24 protein-coding genes, 1 tRNA gene and 2 pseudogenes are annotated in these 20,034 nt (G+C 66.5%); 13 read left to right on the top strand and 14 right to left on the bottom strand.

The genetic code is table 11. The features are described from left to right. The first annotated feature begins 42 nt into the window (after nucleotides 1-42). The 5 genes from ACQEVJ_RS44855 to ACQEVJ_RS44835 all read left to right on the top strand — a co-directional run bounded on the left by ACQEVJ_RS44855 (nucleotide 43) and on the right by ACQEVJ_RS44835 (nucleotide 2,894). Complete coding sequence (locus ACQEVJ_RS44855) at nucleotides 43-948, top strand: helix-turn-helix domain-containing protein (RefSeq protein ID WP_433111864.1); 906 nt, start codon at nucleotides 43-45, stop codon at nucleotides 946-948. 142 nt (nucleotides 949-1,090) lie between these two features. Further along, nucleotides 1,091-1,486 carry an ATP-binding protein gene (locus ACQEVJ_RS44850; protein WP_433111861.1) on the top strand — a complete coding sequence of 132 codons (396 nt, stop codon included), beginning with the start codon at nucleotides 1,091-1,093 and terminating at the stop codon, nucleotides 1,484-1,486. A gap of 305 nt (nucleotides 1,487-1,791) precedes the next feature. Further along, nucleotides 1,792-1,911: a DLW-39 family protein gene (locus ACQEVJ_RS44845; protein WP_208802288.1), complete on the top strand. Its 120-nt coding sequence runs from the start codon at nucleotides 1,792-1,794 to the stop codon at nucleotides 1,909-1,911. A gap of 39 nt (nucleotides 1,912-1,950) precedes the next feature. Further along, nucleotides 1,951-2,667, top strand: a complete 717-nt coding sequence (locus tag ACQEVJ_RS44840) for an HAD family hydrolase (protein WP_433111858.1) — start codon at nucleotides 1,951-1,953, stop codon at nucleotides 2,665-2,667. Between the two features lie 151 nt (nucleotides 2,668-2,818). After that, nucleotides 2,819-2,894, top strand: a tRNA-Ala gene (locus ACQEVJ_RS44835). A gap of 56 nt (nucleotides 2,895-2,950) precedes the next feature. Here ACQEVJ_RS44835 and ACQEVJ_RS44830 read toward each other — a convergent pair. Then, a pseudogene (locus tag ACQEVJ_RS44830) lies at nucleotides 2,951-3,328 on the bottom strand (tyrosine-type recombinase/integrase); the annotation flags it as partial. 200 nt (nucleotides 3,329-3,528) lie between these two features. On the opposite strand from ACQEVJ_RS44830, the gene ACQEVJ_RS44825 reads away from it, so the two are divergent. Together ACQEVJ_RS44825 and ACQEVJ_RS44820 are read left to right on the top strand one after the other, a co-directional pair. Next, nucleotides 3,529-3,927 (top strand): type II toxin-antitoxin system RelE/ParE family toxin, encoded by a 399-nt coding sequence (locus ACQEVJ_RS44825; protein ID WP_433111855.1) that lies wholly within the window; start codon nucleotides 3,529-3,531, stop codon nucleotides 3,925-3,927. Then, a complete protein-coding gene (locus ACQEVJ_RS44820) occupies nucleotides 3,924-4,244 on the top strand; it encodes a helix-turn-helix domain-containing protein (RefSeq protein ID WP_433111852.1) in 321 nt (106 codons plus the stop codon). The genes ACQEVJ_RS44825 and ACQEVJ_RS44820 overlap by 4 nt, the downstream gene beginning before the upstream one ends. A gap of 410 nt (nucleotides 4,245-4,654) precedes the next feature. On the opposite strand, the gene ACQEVJ_RS44815 is transcribed toward ACQEVJ_RS44820, so the two are convergent. Both ACQEVJ_RS44815 and ACQEVJ_RS44810 read right to left on the bottom strand, forming a co-directional pair. Next, nucleotides 4,655-4,894, bottom strand: a complete 240-nt coding sequence (locus ACQEVJ_RS44815) for a tyrosine-type recombinase/integrase (RefSeq protein ID WP_433111849.1) — start codon at nucleotides 4,892-4,894, stop codon at nucleotides 4,655-4,657. Between the two features lie 223 nt (nucleotides 4,895-5,117). Continuing rightward, nucleotides 5,118-5,756 carry a FadR/GntR family transcriptional regulator gene (locus tag ACQEVJ_RS44810; protein ID WP_433111847.1) on the bottom strand — a complete coding sequence of 213 codons (639 nt, stop codon included), beginning with the start codon at nucleotides 5,754-5,756 and terminating at the stop codon, nucleotides 5,118-5,120. Between the two features lie 84 nt (nucleotides 5,757-5,840). Here ACQEVJ_RS44810 and ACQEVJ_RS44805 point away from each other — a divergent pair, with 84 nt between their 5' ends. Further along, nucleotides 5,841-7,097, top strand: a complete 1,257-nt coding sequence (locus ACQEVJ_RS44805; RefSeq protein ID WP_433111844.1) for an MFS transporter — start codon at nucleotides 5,841-5,843, stop codon at nucleotides 7,095-7,097. A 409-nt stretch (nucleotides 7,098-7,506) separates the two neighbouring features. Here the strand turns inward: ACQEVJ_RS44805 and ACQEVJ_RS44800 are convergent. Next, nucleotides 7,507-8,426: pseudogene (locus ACQEVJ_RS44800) on the bottom strand (IS256 family transposase); the annotation flags it as partial. 225 nt (nucleotides 8,427-8,651) lie between these two features. On the opposite strand from ACQEVJ_RS44800, the gene ACQEVJ_RS44795 reads away from it, so the two are divergent. After that, nucleotides 8,652-9,047: a contact-dependent growth inhibition system immunity protein gene (locus ACQEVJ_RS44795; protein ID WP_433111841.1), complete on the top strand. Its 396-nt coding sequence runs from the start codon at nucleotides 8,652-8,654 to the stop codon at nucleotides 9,045-9,047. Nucleotides 9,048-9,241: 194 nt separating this feature from the next. Next, nucleotides 9,242-9,763 carry a DUF5958 family protein gene (locus ACQEVJ_RS44790; RefSeq protein WP_433111838.1) on the top strand — a complete coding sequence of 174 codons (522 nt, stop codon included), beginning with the start codon at nucleotides 9,242-9,244 and terminating at the stop codon, nucleotides 9,761-9,763. A 266-nt stretch (nucleotides 9,764-10,029) separates the two neighbouring features. Here ACQEVJ_RS44790 and ACQEVJ_RS44785 read toward each other — a convergent pair whose 3' ends face one another. The 8 genes from ACQEVJ_RS44785 to ACQEVJ_RS44750 all read right to left on the bottom strand — a co-directional run bounded on the left by ACQEVJ_RS44785 (nucleotide 10,030) and on the right by ACQEVJ_RS44750 (nucleotide 16,253). Continuing rightward, entirely contained in the window at nucleotides 10,030-10,452 is a 423-nt protein-coding gene (locus ACQEVJ_RS44785) for a type II toxin-antitoxin system VapC family toxin (RefSeq protein WP_433111835.1), read from the bottom strand. Beyond that, entirely contained in the window at nucleotides 10,449-10,769 is a 321-nt protein-coding gene (locus tag ACQEVJ_RS44780; RefSeq protein WP_433111832.1) for a type II toxin-antitoxin system Phd/YefM family antitoxin, read from the bottom strand. The genes ACQEVJ_RS44785 and ACQEVJ_RS44780 overlap by 4 nt, the downstream gene beginning before the upstream one ends. Before the next feature lie 138 nt (nucleotides 10,770-10,907). Further along, nucleotides 10,908-11,378: a hypothetical protein gene (locus ACQEVJ_RS44775; RefSeq protein ID WP_433111830.1), complete on the bottom strand. Its 471-nt coding sequence runs from the start codon at nucleotides 11,376-11,378 to the stop codon at nucleotides 10,908-10,910. Nucleotides 11,379-12,031: 653 nt separating this feature from the next. Next, nucleotides 12,032-12,562, bottom strand: a complete 531-nt coding sequence (locus ACQEVJ_RS44770) for a ricin-type beta-trefoil lectin domain protein (protein WP_433111827.1) — start codon at nucleotides 12,560-12,562, stop codon at nucleotides 12,032-12,034. Between the two features lie 750 nt (nucleotides 12,563-13,312). Continuing rightward, nucleotides 13,313-13,672: a ribbon-helix-helix domain-containing protein gene (locus tag ACQEVJ_RS44765; protein WP_433111825.1), complete on the bottom strand. Its 360-nt coding sequence runs from the start codon at nucleotides 13,670-13,672 to the stop codon at nucleotides 13,313-13,315. After that, the gene (locus ACQEVJ_RS44760; protein WP_433111822.1) at nucleotides 13,669-13,914 is read right to left on the bottom strand and encodes a hypothetical protein; all 246 of its coding nucleotides are present in this window, start codon (nucleotides 13,912-13,914) and stop codon (nucleotides 13,669-13,671) included. Before ACQEVJ_RS44760 ends, ACQEVJ_RS44765 begins: the two co-directional genes overlap by 4 nt. Before the next feature lie 300 nt (nucleotides 13,915-14,214). Then, on the bottom strand, nucleotides 14,215-15,162 hold the full coding sequence (locus ACQEVJ_RS44755; RefSeq protein ID WP_433111819.1) for an aldo/keto reductase: 948 nt from the start codon (nucleotides 15,160-15,162) through the stop codon (nucleotides 14,215-14,217). Nucleotides 15,163-15,326: 164 nt separating this feature from the next. Then, nucleotides 15,327-16,253, bottom strand: a complete 927-nt coding sequence (locus ACQEVJ_RS44750; protein WP_433111816.1) for an NADP-dependent oxidoreductase — start codon at nucleotides 16,251-16,253, stop codon at nucleotides 15,327-15,329. A gap of 158 nt (nucleotides 16,254-16,411) precedes the next feature. Between ACQEVJ_RS44750 and ACQEVJ_RS44745 the strand changes: the two genes are divergently transcribed. Then, nucleotides 16,412-16,981: a TetR/AcrR family transcriptional regulator gene (locus tag ACQEVJ_RS44745; protein WP_433111813.1), complete on the top strand. Its 570-nt coding sequence runs from the start codon at nucleotides 16,412-16,414 to the stop codon at nucleotides 16,979-16,981. A 100-nt stretch (nucleotides 16,982-17,081) separates the two neighbouring features. Here ACQEVJ_RS44745 and ACQEVJ_RS44740 read toward each other — a convergent pair whose 3' ends face one another. Then, a complete protein-coding gene (locus tag ACQEVJ_RS44740) occupies nucleotides 17,082-17,426 on the bottom strand; it encodes a MerR family transcriptional regulator (protein WP_433111810.1) in 345 nt (114 codons plus the stop codon). A gap of 118 nt (nucleotides 17,427-17,544) precedes the next feature. On the opposite strand from ACQEVJ_RS44740, the gene ACQEVJ_RS44735 reads away from it, so the two are divergent. Then, nucleotides 17,545-18,348, top strand: coding sequence for an aminotransferase class IV family protein (locus ACQEVJ_RS44735; protein ID WP_433111807.1), 804 nt, complete (start codon nucleotides 17,545-17,547; stop codon nucleotides 18,346-18,348). An 85-nt stretch (nucleotides 18,349-18,433) separates the two neighbouring features. Here ACQEVJ_RS44735 and ACQEVJ_RS44730 read toward each other — a convergent pair whose 3' ends face one another. Next, nucleotides 18,434-18,985, bottom strand: coding sequence for a DinB family protein (locus tag ACQEVJ_RS44730; RefSeq protein ID WP_433111805.1), 552 nt, complete (start codon nucleotides 18,983-18,985; stop codon nucleotides 18,434-18,436). Nucleotides 18,986-19,080: 95 nt separating this feature from the next. Here ACQEVJ_RS44730 and ACQEVJ_RS44725 point away from each other — a divergent pair, with 95 nt between their 5' ends. Beyond that, nucleotides 19,081-20,034: a helix-turn-helix transcriptional regulator gene (locus ACQEVJ_RS44725; protein WP_433111802.1), complete on the top strand. Its 954-nt coding sequence runs from the start codon at nucleotides 19,081-19,083 to the stop codon at nucleotides 20,032-20,034.

Below are 20,034 nucleotides of genomic sequence, written 5' to 3'. Positions count from 1 at the left end.
GTGAACGTGGCGTAAACATCGGTGCACCTCAAAGGACCCCATATGACTGCGGCCCCTATGGAGGGTGTGCCTCACCCGCTCGACCTGGCGGCACGGTCGCGCCGCAGCCCCACCGTCCTGCGCATCCTGCTCGGCACCCAACTGCGACGGCTCCGTGAGAGCAGGCACATCCGCCTGGAGGAGGCCGGCCACGCCATCCGCGCCTCCCATTCGAAGATCAGCCGGATGGAACTGGGGCGTGTCGGGTTCCGCCGCCGTGACGTCGCCGACCTCCTCACCCTGTACGGCGTCACCGACGAGAGCGAGCGGGAGGCGCTGCTCTCGCTCGTCGCCCAGGCCAACGCCCCCGGCTGGTGGCACAAGTACGACGACGTCCTGCCCTCCTGGTTCGAGGCGTACGTCGGCCTGGAGCAGGCCACGAGCGCGATCCGCTGCTACGAGGTGCAGTTCGTGCCCGGGCTGCTGCAGGCCCCCGAGTACGCGGAATCGGTCGTGCGGCTCGGCCATCCCGACGCGTCGGACGAGGAGGTCGCGCGCCGCGTCCGGCTGCGGATGGACCGCCAGGAGGTGCTGGTCCGGCCGGATCCGCCCATTCTGTGGGCGGTGATCGACGAGGCCGTGCTACGCCGCCCGGTGGGTGGGGCCGAGGTGATGCGGGCCCAGATCGAGCACCTGCTCGAGATGATCACTCTGCCTCGTGTAACGCTCCAAATCATCCCGTTCAGCGCCGGTGGGCACGCGGCCGCCGGTGGGCCGTTCAGTATCCTCCGCTTCGCGGGGGTCGGCCTGCCCGACGTCGTCTACCTCGAACAGCTCACCAGCGCCATCTACCTGGAGAAACGGGAGGACATCGACCGCTATCTCGCAGTCATGGAGCGTCTGTGCATCCAGGCCAAACCGGCGTCGGAGACCAAGCGGCTGCTGCGGCAGCTCATGACTGAGCTGTGACGATGCGCTAGCGTCGCGTGCGCGACCTCTGCTGCCGTACGCCCGCAGGAGACGGTGGCGCAACCCGTACCCGAAAATACGTGTCAGGTGCGCGTGGGCGGTAAATGGAGTACTACCACACCGTGGGGCAAGCAGGAGGGCGGTGAGAACCTTGGCGGGCAGCCTGCTCAGCCTGGAGTTCGACCGAAGTTCGGTCACCAGGGTGCGGCATCTCGTCATGGTGTCGGCGCAGGAGGCCGGGCTCGAGGGCATAGCCCTGGAGGACTTCGTGCTCGCGGTGCACGAGGCGGTCACCAACGCCGTCCGATATGGATCCCCGCCGCGGGGAATCGCCATGTGGCGTGAGGCGGGGGTGCTGGTGGCTGAGATCACCGATAAGGGGCCCGGCATTCCCGACGAGGCGCTGGAGCGCGAGGAGTCGGCGACGCGGTTCGACTTCGGGGGACGTGGACTGTGGCTCATGAACCGCCTGGCCGACCTCGTCGTGCGTACGGGGGCCGAGGGAACGACGATCCGCCTCTGCGTGACGCTTCCCTGATCGACATCTGACTTCCGCTGAGAGCGGAGCACGGACCGCCTGACCGAAACCAGGCTTCCCCATCTCCCCGAACCCCGGCTGCCGACAGGGTTAGCGCCACTGCGAGCTGGGCACTTTTGATCTCGTCGCCCTGCCGCCAGGGTTGGACGGCAGGCCAGGCGGGCGAGCCGTAATCATGATTTTGGTTCACCGAAATTTCGGGCAATCCGGGTCTGACGCCGAAGCCTTGCTAGGCTGCAGGGAACCGTAGAACCGGGCGTTGTCTCACCCGGCAGGTGAGACCGTCGAAGAAGTGGGGTCACACCGTGAAGAAGCTGCTTGTTCTCGCTCTGGTCGCCGTCGGCGGGCTGCTGGTCTGGCGCAAGGTACAGGCCGACCGTGCCGAGCTCGATCTGTGGACCGAGGCCACCGGCAGCGAGAACTGACCACCAGGGATGGTGCTTGATCGTGGCAAGGATGCGGGAGTGAACCCCGTGAAGCTGGCCTGCCTTGACTTGGCCGGGACCACGATCGGTGACATCGACATGGTGGAACGGGCGTTCGCCGAGGCGATCGCCACGCAGGGCATCGTCCCCGGGACCAGTGCCTATGCCCGTGCCATGGTGCATGTGCACAGGTCCCGGGGATGTCCCAAAATCGAGGTCTTCCGGGGCATCTTCCCCGGCAACGAGGCCCAGGCGCAGGCCGCGAACCTGACCTTCGAGCGCTCCTATGAGGGAGTTATCGAACGGACAGGCCTCGTGCCGCTGCCGGGGGCCGTCGAGGCCATCGCGAAGCTGCGCGACGCGGGCCTGAAGATCGCCCTGATCACCGGCTTCAGCCGCGCGACCCTGGGACGGGTGCTGAGCACCCTCACCTGGGTCGACATGCTGGACCTCGCGCTGTGTCCCGAGGACGCCGGACGCGGCCGTCCGTACCCGGACATGGTGCTCACCGCCGTCCTGCGCTCCGGCATCGAGGACGTACGGCAGGTGGCCGTGGCGGGCGACTCCGAGAGCGACATGCTGTGCGGCCGGCGCGCGGGCGCCTCGATCGTCGCCGGAGTGCTCACCGGCGTCCACAGCAAGGACCGTCTGCTCGGCGGCGGTGCCACCCACATCATCGACTCCATCGCCGACTTCCCCGGGCTCGTCCTCGGCAACGAGGTCGGCGCCTCGCCGGTGGCCACTTCGGCCTCCTGATCGCCGGCTCGTTCCCCTGCGCGTCTTCCCGGCGCCGAGGGGCGCGTGGGCGGCACGACGGGGTATCGAGTGGCGCTCGGGTGCGGGCTGTTGCTACGGTGTACGCACCGGCGGCCTGTGGATCTGTGTTTGCGCAGTTCGCACCCGCCACGGGGCCTTAGCTCAGCTGGCAGAGCGCCTGCTTTGCAAGCAGGAAGTCAGGGGTTCGAATCCCCTAGGCTCCACCAGCCAAAACGCCGCTTCTCCGATCATGGGAAGCGGCGTTCGTGCCATTAACGTGCCATTAGCTCTTGTCGGCATCGCGCTCCGCCTCGACTCGCGCGCTCAGCGCGTCGGCGATCCTCTGGTCGGCGTCGCACTTGGCGTGCTGGTACATCAGCGCTGCTCGGTCGCTGTCGTGCCCCATCCGTGCCTTGAGGTCGGCCAGGCTCGCGCCCGACTGCGCGGCGAGCGTGTTGCCCGTGTGCCGTAGGTCGTGGAAGTGCAGGCCCTTGACGCCCATCTCCTTGAGCGCTTCCGCCCACTTGGCCTCACGCCGGAAGTTGCCACCGCGGAGGAACGCACCACGCTTGCCAAGAAAGACGAACGCGTCCTCGCCCGTGCCGGTGAACTGGTCGAGGTGGTCGACGAGCGCCGGGACGATGGCCGAGGGGATGCTGACAGTGCGCTTGCCGGCCCGCGACTTGTGCCTTTAGGACCGGCCAACAGGGGACAGTCACCGTCACTCGCGGACGTCTCCTCGTCCAGGTTGCCTATGGCCTGTCTCGGTGCTCTGCCTGCTGGGGCGCCCACTCGTGATGGCGTGGCGCGTCGGGCTTCTCGATGCGCCTGTGAGGTTTAGGATATTCTTGAATTCGATCGATGGGCAACGAGGGGATTGCAGTGGACGAGTGGGAGATCTTCTTCACCAATGAGGTGGGAGAGTTCCTTGACTCGCTCTACGCGACCGATCGTGACTCGCACAAGCTGGTCAATCAGGCGATCTTGGTGCTGGAACGTAACGGTCCGGCCGAAGGCAGGCCGCTGGTGGACACCGTAACCGGTTCCAAGATTCCTAACATGAAGGAGTTGCGGCCAGGTTCGACCGGTCGCAGCGAGATCCGTATCTTGTTTGTCTTCGACCCCTGGAGGTCGGCGATCTTGCTGGTAGCGGGAGATAAGGCGGGCAACTGGGAACGCTGGTATCGGCAGGCGATTCCACAAGCCGAACACCTGTATGAGATCTACCTGACAGAGCGGTACAAGGAGATGAACCAGTGAGCAGCTATCGCAAGTGGCGCGAGAGCGGTCACTTGGAGCGCGCGATCGAAACCGCCGGCGGCGAAGAGGCGTTCGAAGACGAAGTTCATCACCTGCGCCAGGAGGCGCAGGGGTGGCGGCTCGCGGAGATGCGTAAGCGTCGTGGGCTTACCCAAACTCAGGTCGCCGATCGTATGGGCATATCCGTGGCTCGTGTGTCACAGATCGAGAACGGCGATGTATCCACTCGTGAGGTCCTGGACCGTTACGTTGCCGCGCTTGGTGGCACGCTCAAACTTGTTGCAGATTTCGGCGATGAGCAACTGAAGGTCAGTTGACGCGTTGGCCGGAGCCGGAGGGTCTTCGGGTTCGACACGGTGCAGATGGCACTTCAGCCCGATCGACATGGAGTATCGGATGCCGTGGCCGAGAATCTCGTCGGGCCAGCCTCGTCCCGTGACGAGTACATGATCGATTGCTTCGCTGTTGGAAGCGAGCTTGGCAGTGGTGTCTGTCGTAGGCCGACGAGACCGATCGCCGGGCCATTAGCGGGCCATTAAGGGCGGTCAACAACGGGTACTCACGGTCGCTCGCGGAGTGTCCCTCGCCCAGGTCGGGGCCGTTGTCCCTGGTGATCAGGCCGATTTGCAAGCAGGAAGTCAGGGGTTCGAATCCCCTAGGCTCCACCAGTCAAAACGCCGCTTCTCCGATCACCATGGGAAGCGGCGTTCGTGCCATGAACGTGCCATTAGCTCTTGCCGGCATCGCGCTCCGCCTCGACTCGCGCGCTCAGCGCGTCGGCGATCTTCCGGTCGGCGTCACGGGTGGCGTGCTGGTAGATCAGCGCGGCACGGTCGCTGTCGTGGCCCATCCGCGCCTTGAGGTCGGCCAGGCTCGCGCCCGACTGCGCGGCGAACGTGTTGCCGGTGTGCCGCAGGTCGTGGAAGTGCAGGCCCTTGACGCCCATCTCCTGAGCGCTTCTGCCCACTTGGCCTCACGCCGGAAGTTGCCACCGCGGAGGAACGCGCCACGCTTGCTGAGAAAGACGAACGCGTCCTCGCCCGTGCCGGTGAACTGGTCGAGGTGGTCGACGAGGGCCGGGACGATGGCTGAGGGGATGCTGACGGTGCGCCATCACCGGCCTGCAGCGCTTCCCGTTGCGGGGCATCCGTCAGAGACGCCTCGCCCGAGCGGGGAGGCAAGTGCGTGGTTCAGCGCATGAAGGGTTCGAAGATGGAAACCACCTTCGTGGCAGCACGGTCGGCGTCCCCGTCCGCGATCGCCTCGACCAACTCGTGGTGGTGGCGGTGTGCCGCGTCCTCGTCCTCGCTCTTCTCGTCGCGCATGTGGGCAGCGAAGATTTCGAGCATGCTGGAGTACAGCTTGACGTAGAGAGGGTTGTGCGTCGCTGCCACGATCGCGCGGTGCAGGGCGAGGTCCGCGCTCGCTCGCAGGTCGAGATCATCGGTCGACCAGCTCGCTTCTCGACGGTCGCGCAGCTCGCGCAGCAGTTCGACGTCGGTGTCTGAGCGGTTCAATGCGGCCAGTGACGCTGCGGCGCTGTCAAGGGCGCGGCGTAGTTCCAGGTAGTGGCGACGGGTGCCACCGCCGAGCTGACGTTCAAGAGTGCCTGTCAGCTCGGAGCTGGAGATGACGAAGGTGCCGCGGCCCTGCTCACGGCGCAGCAGACCTGCGTGCACCAGCGACTGCAGCGCCTCGCGCACCGTGTTCCGGCCGATCCCGAACTCCGACACCAGTGCGGCCTCGGTCGGTATCTGCTCACCGACCGGCCAGCGTCCAGAGACCACCTCCTCGCGGAAGCGCTCGGCGGCCTGGTCGATGAGTCCCACTCGACGCATCGGCTGTCGCGTGCCAGACTCTCCTAAAGTCATCCCATAATCCTATCATCTGCTAACATTACAATGGAGTATAACGTGGCAACGCTCTCCTCGTCGCTCGTTCCGTTGCATCGTGGGCGTCTGACCTTGTGGGCCTGGCTCGCCATCGCCCTGACAGCGGTCAACCTGCGAACGGCCGTGACCGGGTTCACTCCGCTGCTGGAGATCATCGGATCCGATCTCGGCTTCGGGGTGACGCTGTCCGGGCTGCTCGGCACTGTGCCGGCGGTGTCCTTCGGCATCTTCGGGTTTCTCGCCCCAGCGGTGACGAGGAAGTTCGGACTCGAGCGCACGGCCACTGTGGCGCTGGGCCTGACGGCTCTGTCGCTCCTGATGCGCGCCTTCTCTCCAACGCCCTCGTTGCTGGTGCTTTCGACCGTGCTGGCACTGGCCGGAATCGGAGCCGCGAACGTCGTGATCGTTCCGTTGGTGAAGGCCTGGTTCGCCGATCGATTGGCCCTGGGGACCTCGCTTTACCTGATCCTCATGCAGGCGGGCCAGTTCATCGCCCCGCTCCTCGCGGTCCCGATAGCAGAAGCAGCGACGTGGCGGCTCTCGGTAGGTATCTGGGCGGGACCAGCCGCTGTGGCTGGTGTGGTCTGGCTCGTCCTGGCAGTCAGGCTGCCCGCCGATCACCACGCGCCCGCGGCCGTGACGGCGACCGATGCGGGACCGAGGATCAGCCGATCATCAACCGTCTGGGGCCTGGTGATCCTCTTCGCGATGATTTCGCTGTCCAACTACGGGATCATCACCTGGGTCCCGGCAGTGCTCACCGACGCAGGAGGCAGCGCGGCCCTGGGCGGCTCCATGGTCGCGCTCTACTCGGCATGGGGCATGCTCGCGGCCTTGGTGGTTCCACACCTGGCCACGCGCATGATGAACCCGTTCATCGTGGTCGTCGGGTGCGCGATCTTCCTGGTAGCGGGATACCTGGGCCTGCTCCTGTCCCCGCTCGACGGCACGCTGCTGTGGATGTGTGCGCTGGGAATCGGGGTGAGCACCTTCCCGCTCTGCATGACCCTCATCAACCGTCGAACCAAGAGCCCGCAGACAGCCTCTGCCGTGTCGGGCTTCGTTCAAGGCATCGGCTATGGGCTGGCGTGCTTCGGCCCGATCGGTTTGGGCCTGCTGCGCGAGGCGACCGGATCATGGTCGATCCCGCTCCTGGTGCTCGCTGCGACCGCCATCCCAGGGCTGATCGCCGGCTGGTTCGCTTGCCGTCCTCGCTTCGTGGAGGACTCTGCGCCACAGCCGACGAAGCGCGACGCTGACCAGCAGTCGCGACGATAAGGGTCATGCGTCGAACAGATCCGAATCCGTGTCAGCGGCCGCACGCCACTCAGGCGGCGGGCGTGATCGCCGGGCCATTAGCGGGCCATTAAGGGCGGTCAACAGGGGGCACTCACGGCCACTCGCGGGCTGCTTCCCGCCCAGGTCGGGGCCGTTTCCCCTGGTGATCAGGCCGATTTGCAAGCAGGAAGTCAGGGGTTCGAATCCCCTAGGCTCCACCCACTCAAAGCCCAGGCAGGGGACAGTTCTCCCCGTCTGGGCTTCGATTTGACGCCCGGAGGCGGAAGCCGACTCCGAGAGGGGGCGGGGGCCGCGAGCTGGCGCCGTAGCTGGCTGGCTGGAAGTCCTGATGTCTCGCCCGCCATCGACTCAGGCAGGCCCAGCAGCCCGGCTCCTCCAGGTCAAGCCCAGCCGGGTACTTGGCCGCCAGGGCGTCGATGACCCAGCGGTGCTGGGCGCGGACCTGCTCGGCGGTGGGCTGGTCGAAGATGGTGCGGACCAGGGTGGCCCCCACGGCTGGGCCGACTTGGGCACGGTGGTGAGCAGGTTGCGCAGGTAGTGGGTGCGGCAGCGCTGCCAGGACGCGCCGGGCAGGGTGGCGCCGATCGCCTCCACCAGCCCAATGTGGGCATCGGAGATGACCATCTGCACCCCGGATAGGCCGCGGGCTACCAGGCCGCGCAGGAATGCCAGCCAGCCGGCGCCGTCTTCGCGTGAGGTGACCTCCAGCCCGAGGATCTCTCGCTGGCCGTTGGCGTTGACCGCGGTGGCGACCAGGGCGTGCACGTTGACCGTCCGCCCGCCCTCACGGACCTTCTGCGTGAGGGCGTCCAGCCACACGAAGGTGTGCGGGCCGCCGTCCAGCGCCCGGGTACGGAAGGCCTCCACCTGCTCATCCAGCACCTTGGCCATGGCCGAGACCTGGCTTTTGGAGATGCCGCCGATCCCCAGTTGCTCGACCAGCTTGTCCACCCGCCGCGTCGACACTCCCAGCAGGTAGGAGGTGGCCACGACGCTGATCAGGGCCTGTTCGGCCCGCCGCCGGCGTTCCAGCAACCAGTCCGGGAAGTAGGAGCCCTGCCGCAGCTTGGGTATCTCCAGCTCCACGGTGCCGGCGCGGGTGTCCCACTCGCGCTTGCGGTAGCCGTTGCGGGAGTTGGTCCGTTCGCTGCTGCGCTCACCGTAGGAGGCGCCGCACAGGCTGTCGGCCTCGGCTGACATCAACGCCTGGGCCATGGTCTTCACCATGGATCGCAACAGATCCGGATCCTGCGCCTGGATCTGCTCCGCCAGCCAGGCGGCAGGGTCCACACTGTCGTTCACGGCCATCGCTTTCTTCTCCTTCGATCTTGACTTCGCAATCACGAAGGATCACGCGATGGCCGTCCTCATTTCACGACGCCACGCCTCTACCAGCGGAAACTCTTACACCACTCCCGTGGACGCAACCCCGGCCCGGCCCGGCCCGCTGTCGCTTCGCGATGGGTCGACGGCAGACGAGAGATCAGGACAGACGAGTTGTACGCGCGGGACAATCGGGTGGTGACTAGCCCTATGAACCGAGATCGCTCCTTGGAGGAGCTTGAGCGCGACCGCTGGCCAGATCCACCGGATGATGCGACCCGCCTTGTCTCGACCGTGCATGCTATACGACATCGACCAATTGGCACACTGGACGTGGAGGACCTGCGCTTGTTGATCGGGCAGAACGTCGGACTGCCCCACCTTCTGCCGCTGGCGCTGGAGATATTGCGGGACAACCCGCTGGCAGAAGGGGACATGTACGAAGGCGATCTATTGTCGGCGGTCGTCACCAGGAACCCGGCGATCTGGAGCCAGTTCCCCAACCTTGAACGCAAACTCCGCGCGATCCTCCTGGAACTGGCCGACCTACCATCCAGTCTCCGGGAGAAGGTCGAGCAGTTCCTCGGGTCCGCACCTCGTCCCTGACGCTTTGCCCGGCCGGCGCACATTGGGGGCACATGCCCTTCGGAAACGCTGGAAAGTGATGGCAACGAACGCGAGCGTTTTCGCACGTCGCTGGGGATACCGAGGTTATCCGCCCAGATCATGAGCACGCGATATTAGAACCCGGCCTACAGACCGACTGGTCCGCATCACCGCGCTCCGCCTAGCTCGGATGCGTGACCAACTGCGTGCCCAAACCGGTGCTCAGCGAGGGGGCCGCGTACAGCAATCGGGCTGGTCATGATAGTGAGGGTGATGTGCACGAGCATGGGGTCATTCTGAATGAATTGGCGCAGGACATTCGTCCGGTGTCGTGGGGTGTCGTCTGGTTCGAGGGGCTAACAGCTGAGGACCAGTTGGTCGTGCTACGCGATCTCGCCAACTACTGCATTCAGGCTGGTGCCGTCGTCGAGGATGGGCCGGAGAGTGTCCTCTTGGCGGGGATACGGCTCACCCACACTCCGGCGGTACTGATAACGCGGGGGCGACTGGCTGAGCAACTGGCGAAGATTATCAATCTGCCACAGGACGAGCGCGCCAAGGCATTCCGTCTTCTGATCGCGCTTCTGACTGTCGCGGACGGGCGCCGACGTGAGCGCTACTGCGCCGGCGGATGCAGCCACGCATGGCACCAACTGAGGAACCGACGCGAAACGGAACGGCCACTGCCCAATCATAAAGGGGTGTGGGACCCCTAATGAGATGAATCTGGTCGGCCTGGTGCTGCGTACAGCAACCGCTACAGCAACGCCGCCTCACACGACCACACACCACCGGCCCGTAACTTCCTCTTCAGCAGGGCGACGCGCCCTCTACGTCGTGACTGGCTCCCGTTTGCAAGCAGGAAGTCAGGGGTTCGAATCCCCTAGGCTCCACCCACTCAAAGCCCAGGTAGGGGACAGTTCTCCTCGTCTGGGCTTCGATTTGACGCCCGGAGGCGGAAGCAGATTCGGGGTAGCTGTCGTCACGCGCCGTCCCACCGTGGTCGAGTGACGGGAACCACCGTGAGCAGGTGATCCAGCCCTTTGAAGTCCTTTGGGTTGCAGGTGTAGAGCGGCAGCTGGTTGGCAATCGCCACGCAAGCGATCATTAAATCGGCTGTGCGCGGACGCGGGTTGCGGCCCGAGGCGATGACAGCGGTCCAAAGTTGGCCGTACTCGCGGGCGGCGCTTTCGTCGAAGGGAAGTGGGTCGAACTCAGCCTCGGCGGCCTGCAGGATCTTCATCCGCTGAGCGAGTTCTTGTGGCCCGGACGCCACGAGTACCCCGACCGACAACTCTGCCGTTGTGATGGCGCTGATCATCATCTCGTCGGGTAGCTCGTCCGAGTCGATCCCAGCGCGCAGGATGAGGATGTTGGTATCGAGCAGCCCTTGCGTGACGGTCATTGCCCGCCCTCGGTGAACTCGCCTCTGCCGTACGCGCGATTGTAGGGGTCGTAGAGATCGTCGTTGACATGCCGGTCCATGTCCTCGCGATACTTGCGGTCATCGAGACGCGGCATACCTCGGGACATCGCGGCGAACTCGGCTCGCGAGACGGCCCGGCGTCGGCGACGTATCGGCACGAGGTCGCCGATGTGATGGCCATTACGGGTCACGGCGTACCGTTCCCCGCGTTCCAGCCCATCCATGATCTCTGCAGACCGGTTGCGGAGATCGCGCTGCGAGATCTGATGGGAACGTTCAGGCTCAGAGATGCTCACCCCACAAGTGTAGAGGGGTGTGCTATCTCGTGCCACATCGTAGCACCACACGGTGCCCATCGTCGGGACGCTGGCTTGTGGGGGCCGCAAAGTCGGGCCATTAGCGGGCCGGCTGCACGGGCTCCGGCGATGCCGGAATCAGCCCCAGCCGAGATTCCCCAACGTCGGCGATGTGGCGGCATCCCAGGTGATCTCACCTTTCAGCAGCCGGGAGATGGCGTCGCCGCAGGCCGCCACCGTTTCGGTGTGAACGAGGCTTTCCTCTGTGGAGTACCCGCCGTCTTCAGCCAACCCGCAGAGGAGGAGCAGGTTCACAGGGACGTAACGGCCGAAGGACAGCGCATGGAGCCTCGCCCGGTCCAGCAATTCCAGGAGCTCACCCGCGCGAACCGTGTCGTCCCCGACGTACTCGTCGAGCGCGAGCCCGATGAATCCGTTGAACCAGTCCTCCGTCGCCCGAAGGTGCCAGTCTTCGCGGGCCTCCGCTAGCCAGCCGGGCCTCTCGGGAAGAGCGTCGATCTCCAGGCAGAGCAGGCGGAGATACAACCTGACGTAGGCGTCGACCGTCCAGAACCCCCGGTCCTTGTACTCGATGAAAGACCTTCCCATGGAGGGACCCTAGCTCGGACGGCACTTCGGAAGCGCCGCCAGCTCAGCAGGGGCATGGCTGGCTCAGATAGGTGAGCAGAGAGCGACAGTTCCAGACGAGGTGCACGGCGCATTGCGAGGTTCCATCGAGGAAGCTGTACAGCAGCGGGATACAGCAACGCCGCCTCACATGACCAAACGCCACCGGCCTGCAACTACCTCTCCAGCAGGGCGCGGAGCCCTCTACGTCGTGACTGGCTCCCATTCGCAAGCAGGAAGTCAGGGGTTCGAATCCCCTCGGCCCACCCACTCAAAAGCCCAGGCCAGGGAGCATTCTCCCCACCTGGGCTTTGATTGCGAGTCCGCCTGGCGCTCTTCCGTGCCCGTTGCGTGCCCGCCGTCCGGGCGTGCGGCCTGGGGCCCGGTCCCGGCCGGAGGCGGCTCGGTCCGCCCGCCGTACCAAGCCGCACCCGCCAACCACAGGTGCGCCGCCGCCACACTGATGCAGCACTACGACGGTCGCCATGTTGCGGCGGGGCATCACACGGGATTGGGGGCGATCGACGAGCCGGGGCTTCGTTCCTCGGCCCCGGCCCACCGGGGAACCGGGTTGCCGTCCCACCGGACGCCGATGCCCTGCGGTGCGTCGGGAAGGTGCCGGGTGTGACCAGAAATCAGGAGAGGGTGTCCTTGACCACGATCTGGCCGTCGTCGATCACGAATTTCTGGTTGTTGTTGGGCACACACTGCCACAGGTATACGGGCGCGAGGTTGGCGCGGCTGTTGGTGACGTCCAGACATATGCGGTTGCCTGTGTTGAGGGTGGACTTGAGGATGATCTGGCCCCTCTGGAGAACCCAGAGCTGGTTAGCGTTTCCGATGCACTGCCACTGGTACACGCGGGTGCCGTTGGCGCGGCTGTTGGAGGCGTCCAGACACATCTCCTGGGCCTTACCGATGGTGTCTTCCACCTTGATGAGGCCGTCCTGGAAGACGAACTTCTGGTTGGGGTTGTTGTTCTGGCACTCCCACAGGTACATCTGCGTACCGTTGCCACGATTGTTGCTGACGTCGACGCACGCCGGGGGGCCGACCAGGGCCGGGCTGCCGGCGTGCTGGTGAGCTGAGGCCATGGCGGGCGCGGTGGTGACCGCACCCACTGCGGCGGAGACGACGGCGACGGCGAGCAGACGGCGAGTAAGCATGGTTTGCCTCCGAGAGAGTTGATCGAGACGCAAGCACCATGCCATCACTGACCGTCACTGATCAATTACCGAACACATGCGTCCTATCGTGCGGCGGAACCGAGGGGCTATCGGAGACGGCGGCGCCGACAGGGAAGGTTCACAGCTTCGGCAAGATCCGGAATGTGCTCGGAATGATCCCATCGTCAAGCGATCAAGAACAGCGAGATGAGCAGGCCAGGGCCATGCCTGAGCAAGAAAAGATCTTCCACTTCCGATCCGACGGCCTTCGTCCTCCTCGCTGGCCGAATGTCCCGGACGTGCCCGCCGAGTCAAGGGCGCCTTCGGCTTCGCTTCGCTATCAGCTTCGCTGACCCCTGACACGGCGAATTCGTCCTGGGATCGGCAACTGCGAGGAGGACGGGCGCGGACCTGGACGGGCCGCGCTGGTGCGCCCGCCGCAGGTCGCGAGCGTGATCGTCGTGCCATTGGGTGCGATTAAGGCCGGATCAACCTCTCGTCGTGTCCCTGCCGTTGGCTGCTTGACGACGCGCAGGGTTAGCGGCGCTGCGCGACCAGCTGTTCAAGCCAGGTGAGAGTGGCTAGGCCGATTGCGCGTTGCGTCTGGACGATCGGTTCAGGCCGGGAACCGTCTTCCCCGCCTGGGCTTTGATCGTCATTCGGCCTATGGCTGATCGGCTCTTGGGCTGTCCTCGCGTGAGACTGTCGAGCTGCTTGGCCGCTTGGAGCCGCCGCTCGTCCGTCGCGTGCTCAGCCCGCTCTGAGGAACTGCTCAAAGGCTTCCCGCGCCAGCGCGGACACACTCTTGCCTTCTTGCTCGGCGCGGGCCTTCGCGCGTTCACGCAACTCCTCTGGGAGTCTGAAGGAGACCCTTGGGGAATGCGTGCCCTCGCCTGTGAGCGATGGACGTCCGGGGCGACTGGTCGGCACGGGTACGCGGCCTTCGTCGATCGCGTGGTGAACGTCATCGATTGCGTCCCGTACGTACTCGTCGGTGATGAGGTTGCCTTTGGCGTCGTAGATCTCTTCAGACTCGCCATCGATATCGGAGTCGTGGTCCAGAACCAGTTCGATGTCTTCGGGCGGCCAGGCTGCCTCGTACTCAGTCATGGCGTCCTTCCCCGTAGCGCGGTTGGCATCACGTGGATGATCACTAGAGCTTTGTCGGTGAGGATGCCGATCACCTCCAGCTCTATGCCCCGATCGTCGGGGCCGATCCAAACCCATCGATCCTCCAACGTCGGGTCTCTGGCCGGCACGATCACTGGGGGCCCAGATCGGACAACATGCAAGGCACGCGCCTGCCCGATGCGGTGCCTCCGCGCCGACTGGTAGAAGCGCAGCTTCTTCATGCCCATATTATGTCGGACACAACCTGCGACGATAGGGGTGTTCTGGTTTCCAGCGTCGCTGGCCCTTGTCGCGGTGGTGCGTTGTCCTGGGGTCGGCAGCTGCGAGGAGGCCGATGTGCAAGCAGGAAGTGATCGGTTCGAATCTCCTAGGCTCCACCCAATCAAAAGCCCAGGCTGGGAACCGTTTTCCCCGCCTGGGCTTTGATCGTCATTCGGCCTACGCGCTCTTCCGAGACTCTTGCCTTCTTGCTCAAGCCGGCTCCGGCGGCGCTTCACGATGACCGCGGCCGGGCGGCGGGCTCAGGTGGCCGCGTCCAGTCGGGTGCGCAGTTCCGTGGGGAGCACCAGGGCGGCGCCTGCCAGGGCCTCCTCCAGTTGAGCGGCGCTGCTGACGCCGACGATCGGCGTCAGCGACGGGACGCCCCCGGCCAGCCAGGCGAGCACCACCTGGTTGCGGCTCACACCGAGTTCGGCCGCCACCTCGGTCAGCACAGCCAGCCGCCGGCTGGTTCCCGGATGGTCGTACGCCTCGGACAGGCGGCGGTCGTCGCGGGCGTAGGAGCCGTTGAGCAGCGGGGTGTAGGCCCACAGGGCGAGCTCGGGGTGTGAGGCGACGTAGTCCAGGGTCTCGTCCGTCACCCACCCGAAGCGGTGGCTCTGGTCCGGCACGTGCGCACCGGGACGCGGGCTGAGGTAGGAGTGACGCAACTGCAAGGCGGTGTACGAAGGCCATCCGTTGGCCTGGGCGATGTTGCGGGCGCGCTCCACCCGCCAGAGGGGGTGGTTGGACGCGCCGAGGCGGGCCACGGTGCCGGATTCGACGAGCAGCGCCAGCGCCTGCCCGGTCTCCTCCAGCGCCACCGACCGATCCTCCATGTGCGTCCAGAACAGGTCGACGTGATCGGTGCGCAGGCGGCGGAGGCTGTCCTCGGCCGCCGACTTGATCGCCGAGGCCGACAACCCCTCCCGGTTGGCCGGCCACTCGCCGCCGCCGACCGGCTGCGCGCCCGCCTTCGTGCTGAGGCGCACGCGGTCGCGGAGGCCGGGACGCTTGGCCAGCCATTCACCGATCACTTCCTCGCTGTGCCCGCCGGCGCCGTCCGGGTCGGACCAGAACGCGTAGCAGTTCGCGGTGTCGATCAGTGTGCCGCCCGCGTCGGTGAAGCGGTCCAGCAGGTCGAACGCGGTCCGCTTGTCCACCTGGCTGCCGAAGCGCATCGCCCCAAGAGCGAGGTTCACCTGTGCCATATCGTGCTCCCTTCGTCAGAACAGGTAGGAGTCTGGTAGCTGGAGTGAACTCAAGGTCAACGCCTTGATGTAAGAACTTGCCTGTGGATCATGGACCACACTGGTCAGACGGGAGCCGCCACCTCTGCGGCAGGCTCCTCCCCGATGTCGGCCCGGCCGCGGCCTCAGATCGGCGCCAGGACGAGCTTGCCGCGGACATGCCCTGCCTGGCTGTCGCGGTGAGCGGCGGCCGCGTCGGTCAAGGGATAGACGCGGGCGATGGGCACCGTGATCGTGCCCGCCGCCACCAGCGCTACCGCTTCGGTCAGAATGCCGCGCATGTCGTCGGGCTCGCCGTACGTGAACCGTACGCCCAGTGACTCTGCCGACGCGTCGGCGAGAGTGATGACGCGATCGGGGTCCCCGGTCAACTCCACCAGGGCGGAGAGGGAACCACGCCCCGAGGCGTCGACAGCGGCGGCCACACCGCGCGCGGCCACAGCTCGGACCCGGTCGGCCAAGCCATCGCCGTAGCTCACGGGGATGGCCCCGAGAGAGCGCAGGTAGTCGTGATTGCGTGGGCTGGCCGTGCCGATCACCGTGAGCCCGCGAAGCCGGGCGACCTGGGTTGCGACTGTTCCCACGCCACCAGCCGCACCGTCGATCACGATCGTCTCGCCCTGCGCCAGGCGGAGCTGGGCGAGAGCGTGATAGGCCGTGGTGCCGGCCACGGGCAGAGCGGCTGCGACCTCCCAGGACACCGCGGCAGGTTTCACGGCGATGGCGTCGCGGTTCGCCAGAGCCAGTTCGGCGTAACTTCCCGAGACCGCCTTGCCGAAGACCTCGTCTCCGACGGCGACATCGGTCACGTCCGGCCCGACGGACTCGACGACGCCGGCCACGTCGACACCGGGAACGGCCGGAAACCGCACCGGCATCACCGCGGCCATGACGCCGCTACGGACCTTCCAGTCGATCGGGTTGACACCGGCGGCGCGGACCGCGATCCGGACCTGCCCCGGGCCGGGCTCGGGCACCTCGTGCTCGGCCACACGCAAGACCTCGGCCTCGCCGTACTCCGCGAACATGACAGCCCGACAGATCCGTTTCATGGTTCCCTTTCCCAGGTGGCGCCCACCCCCGTTAGGGCCTGGCCCACGCGTTTCACTCAAGCCGCGCAATCGGCGAACGAAGCCGGCGGTACTCTGAACCGGTCCGCTGGTCCGGTAAGATACGGTCCACTGGTCCACTTATGCAAGGAGGCGTGGCTGTGACCGAACGCGCCGATGCCGTACGCAACCGCGCCGCCGTATTGACCGCCGCGGAAGCGCTCTTTCAGCGAGAGGACCTCGAGCACGTCAGCCTGGCCCGCATCGCCCAGGCCGCCGGCGTCGGCAAGGCCACGGTCATGCGTCGCTTCGGCGACCTGCTGGGACTGGTCGAAGCGCTCATCGCGCCGCGCGTCACCGCCTTGCAAAACCGCGTGCGATCCGGAGAACCCCCGCTCGGACCCGGCGGAGATGCCGGTGCGCGGCTCCACGCCTATCTCGATGCCCTGTTCGACTTCGTCTTGGACAACCGCACCCTCATCCGCGCACTGGAGCACTACGGTCCGCACGCCTACTACGCCAACCCCGCCAGTCAGTTCTGGATCGACGAACTCACCGACCGGATCCATGCCGCCCGGCCCTCCGCCGACGCCGGTTACCTCGCCTACGCCGTCTTCACCGCACTACGCGCCGACATCATCGACTACCTTCGCCGGCATCAGCACATGGACACTGAGCGCATTCGCGCAGGCGTGCACGCCCTTGCCGACCCGCCGGACCTGCACCGGTGAGCATGGGTATTTCTGTGGCTCGCGTAGCTTGCCCTGCGATGTGGGTCGGTAGACGCCTGCCCTCCTGCGGATGGGCTCAGAACGACAACAGCGCCGAGGCTCAGGGCTGCGCCAGGTAGTCGGCGAGGGCGCCGCGGCTGCGTTGGAGGCTGTCGATGCGCTCATCCATGGCGGCCAGTTCCCCGTTCAAGATGTCCCACAGGTCCGCGCACCAGTCGAAGTCCGGGCGCTCGCCGCGTGCACACGGCAGCACGGAGCGGATCACCTCGGTGGACAGGCCGGCCTTCAGCAAGGCACGGACCTGCCGCACTGTGACCACAGAGTCCTCGTCGTAGTGACGGTAGCCGTTCCGCCCACGCCTGGAGTCAAGCAATCCCTGCGCCTCGTAGTAGCGCAGCAACCGCGGGCTGACCCCGGTACGCCGGGCCAACTCTCCGATCAGCATCGACCCGCCCACCCGACGTTGACCTTTCCATTGATGTGAGGCCCTAACGTCGCCCCATGGGCGGACATTCCGTGCGGTTGTCCGCAGTCCAATCCGTTTCGCACTGCTGGAGCGATGTATGTCCTCTTATGTTGCTCAACATAATGGCCACGCGGCGAGCGCCGAGGAGTTGGCGCCGCTCGCCTTCGCGGGCTATGCCCACTTCACCGCGATGCAGGTACGTGGAGGCCGGGTCCGGGGCCTCGACCTCCATCTGGAACGCCTGCGATCCGCCTCCGTGGAACTGTTCGGGCGGGCATTGCCCGACGATCGAGTGCGGGCCTGTCTGCGGGCGGCGCTGCAGGCCGGCCCGGCTGACCTTTCGCTGACAGCCACGATGTACTCCCCGGTGGGCGAGTTCACGGTCGCAGGAGCTCATGCGGAGCCCGAGTTGCTGGTACGCACCGGACCGGCCGCGTCCGGCCCGCAGGGCCCGCTCACGCTGGCAGCGGTCGAGTACGAACGGGTCCTTCCGGCCGTGAAGCACGTCGGCGAGGTAGCCAAGACATATTTTCTCCGTCAGGCCGTTCGACAGGGCTTCGACGATGCCGCCTTCGTCGACCGCCGGGGTCGGCTCAGTGAGGGGTCGATCTGGAATCTGGCCTTTTGGGATGGCGCCACGGTGGTGTGGCCCGAGGCCGAGATGCTGAGGGGCATCACGATGGGTATCGTCCGCCGGCAGTTGGATCGCCTCGGTGTGCCCCAACGCGTCCAGGAGGTCACTCTCGCTGACCTGCCGGCTTTGGCGGGGGCTGTGGTCATGAACTCGTGGACCCCGGGAGTGGCGGTGCACCGGATCGGCTCTGTGCCCTTGCCTGAGGCGTCATCCTTCGTGCAGGTGCTGCACCGGGCCTACCAGGCCGAACCGCTCACCTCGCTGTAAGGGCCGGTTCGGCCGTGCCCGGACCACCCTCCGGGCACGGCCGGTACCTATTGAGCAGATCGGCTGCTGCTGCGGGAGTCGCGGGTCAGCCCATGCTTTTGGCGCCGTCCAGGGACTCGCGAATGATGTCGGCGTGGCCGGCGTGCTGGGCGGTCTCGGCGACGATGTGCATCAGCACCCGGTGGGCCGACCATCGTGCGCCCGCCTCGAACCACGGGGCCTTCGGCAGCGGCTGGGTCGCGTCCAGGTCGGGGAGGGCGGCGACCAGTTCGTCGGTCCGGCGAGCGACCTCGGCGTAGTCGGCCAGCACACCGGCGAGTGTCTCGCCGGGCAGCATCCGGAACTGGTCGGCCCACCGGGCCCAGTCGGCCTCGGTCATGGTCGTGGCGTCGCCCATCGCCGACGGGCCGTTCAGGATGAAGTCCACCCAGTTCCGCTCGTTCACCGTGACGTGCTTGATCAGGCCGCCCAGGCACAGCTCACTGGCCGTGGTCCGCTGCCCGGCCTGCTCGTCCGTGAGGTCGCGGGTGGTGAAGCGCAAGAAGTGCCGGCTCTTGGCCAGCGCCGCCAGCAGGTCGGCGCGCTCGCCGGTGATGGCCGGCGCGTCGGCGAGGTCGCGAGTGGTCGGCTCGTTCACGGTCTCCGCCTTCCGTTGTTCCGCTCGTCGGTCAGGAACACGCTAGGAGTCATAGCGGTCACTTTCTGGCCTGAATCGACGAGAGAATCCGGAACATGGCGAACACCAGCACGCGGACGCTGCGGCTGCTCTCCTTACTGCAGACCCACCGGTACTGGCAGGGCACCGAACTGGCCGAGCGGCTGGGAGTCTCCGTCCGCACCCTGCGGCGGGACATCGATCGGCTGCGTGAGCTGGGCTACCCGGTCGAGGCACAGCGCGGCGTCGACGGCGGCTACCAGCTCGCCGCGGGTGCGGCACTGCCGCCGCTGGTCATCGACGACGAGGAAGCGGTCGCCCTGGCCGTGGGACTGCAGACCGCCGCTCAGGGGGCGGTGGAGGGCATCGCCGAGTCATCGGTGCGGGTGCTGGCCAAGGTGGTGCAGGTGATGCCGGCCCGGCTGCGACACCGGGTCGAGGCCCTGCGCACGATGACCGTACGCGCAGGGTGGGGCGGCCCGGCCGACGCGGGCGTCGACCCGGACGTGCTCACCACGGTCGCGCTGGCCTGCCGGGACCGTGAACAGTTCCGCTTCACTTACCAGGCGGCCGACGGCAGGCAGACCGAGCGGCACGTCGAACCGCATCGGCTGGTCTGTCTCAGTCGCCGCTGGTACCTGGTCGCGTACGACCTCACCCGGCATAACTGGCGAAGCTTCCGGGCCGATCGGCTCACCGCGCCGGAGGTCACCGGCTGCCGGTTTCGCCCACGGGACCTGCCCGCCGCCGACGCCGCCGAGTTCGTCCGTGCCAGCCTGGACAACCTGCCTCGTCCTTACCGGGTGGAGGTGCTTGTCGACGCTCCGGCCCCCACCGTGCGCGAACGGATCGGCCGCTGGTGCACGGTCGAGGAGGTCGACGCCGTGCATTGCCGGATCCGGACGACCACCCACTCCCTGGACTGGCCGACCATGTGGCTGGGCATGGTCGGCGCCGACTTCCGCGTCGTCGGCCCGCCCGAACTGCTCGACCAGATCCGCGACTGGGGGGCCCGGTTCCAACGGGCCTGA

This window comes from Microbispora sp. CA-102843, assembly GCF_050936215.1.
Taxonomy (GTDB): domain Bacteria; phylum Actinomycetota; class Actinomycetes; order Streptosporangiales; family Streptosporangiaceae; genus Microbispora.
The sequence above is the reverse complement of the archived record's forward strand: the minus strand, read 5'-3'. Positions and strand labels throughout refer to the sequence as shown.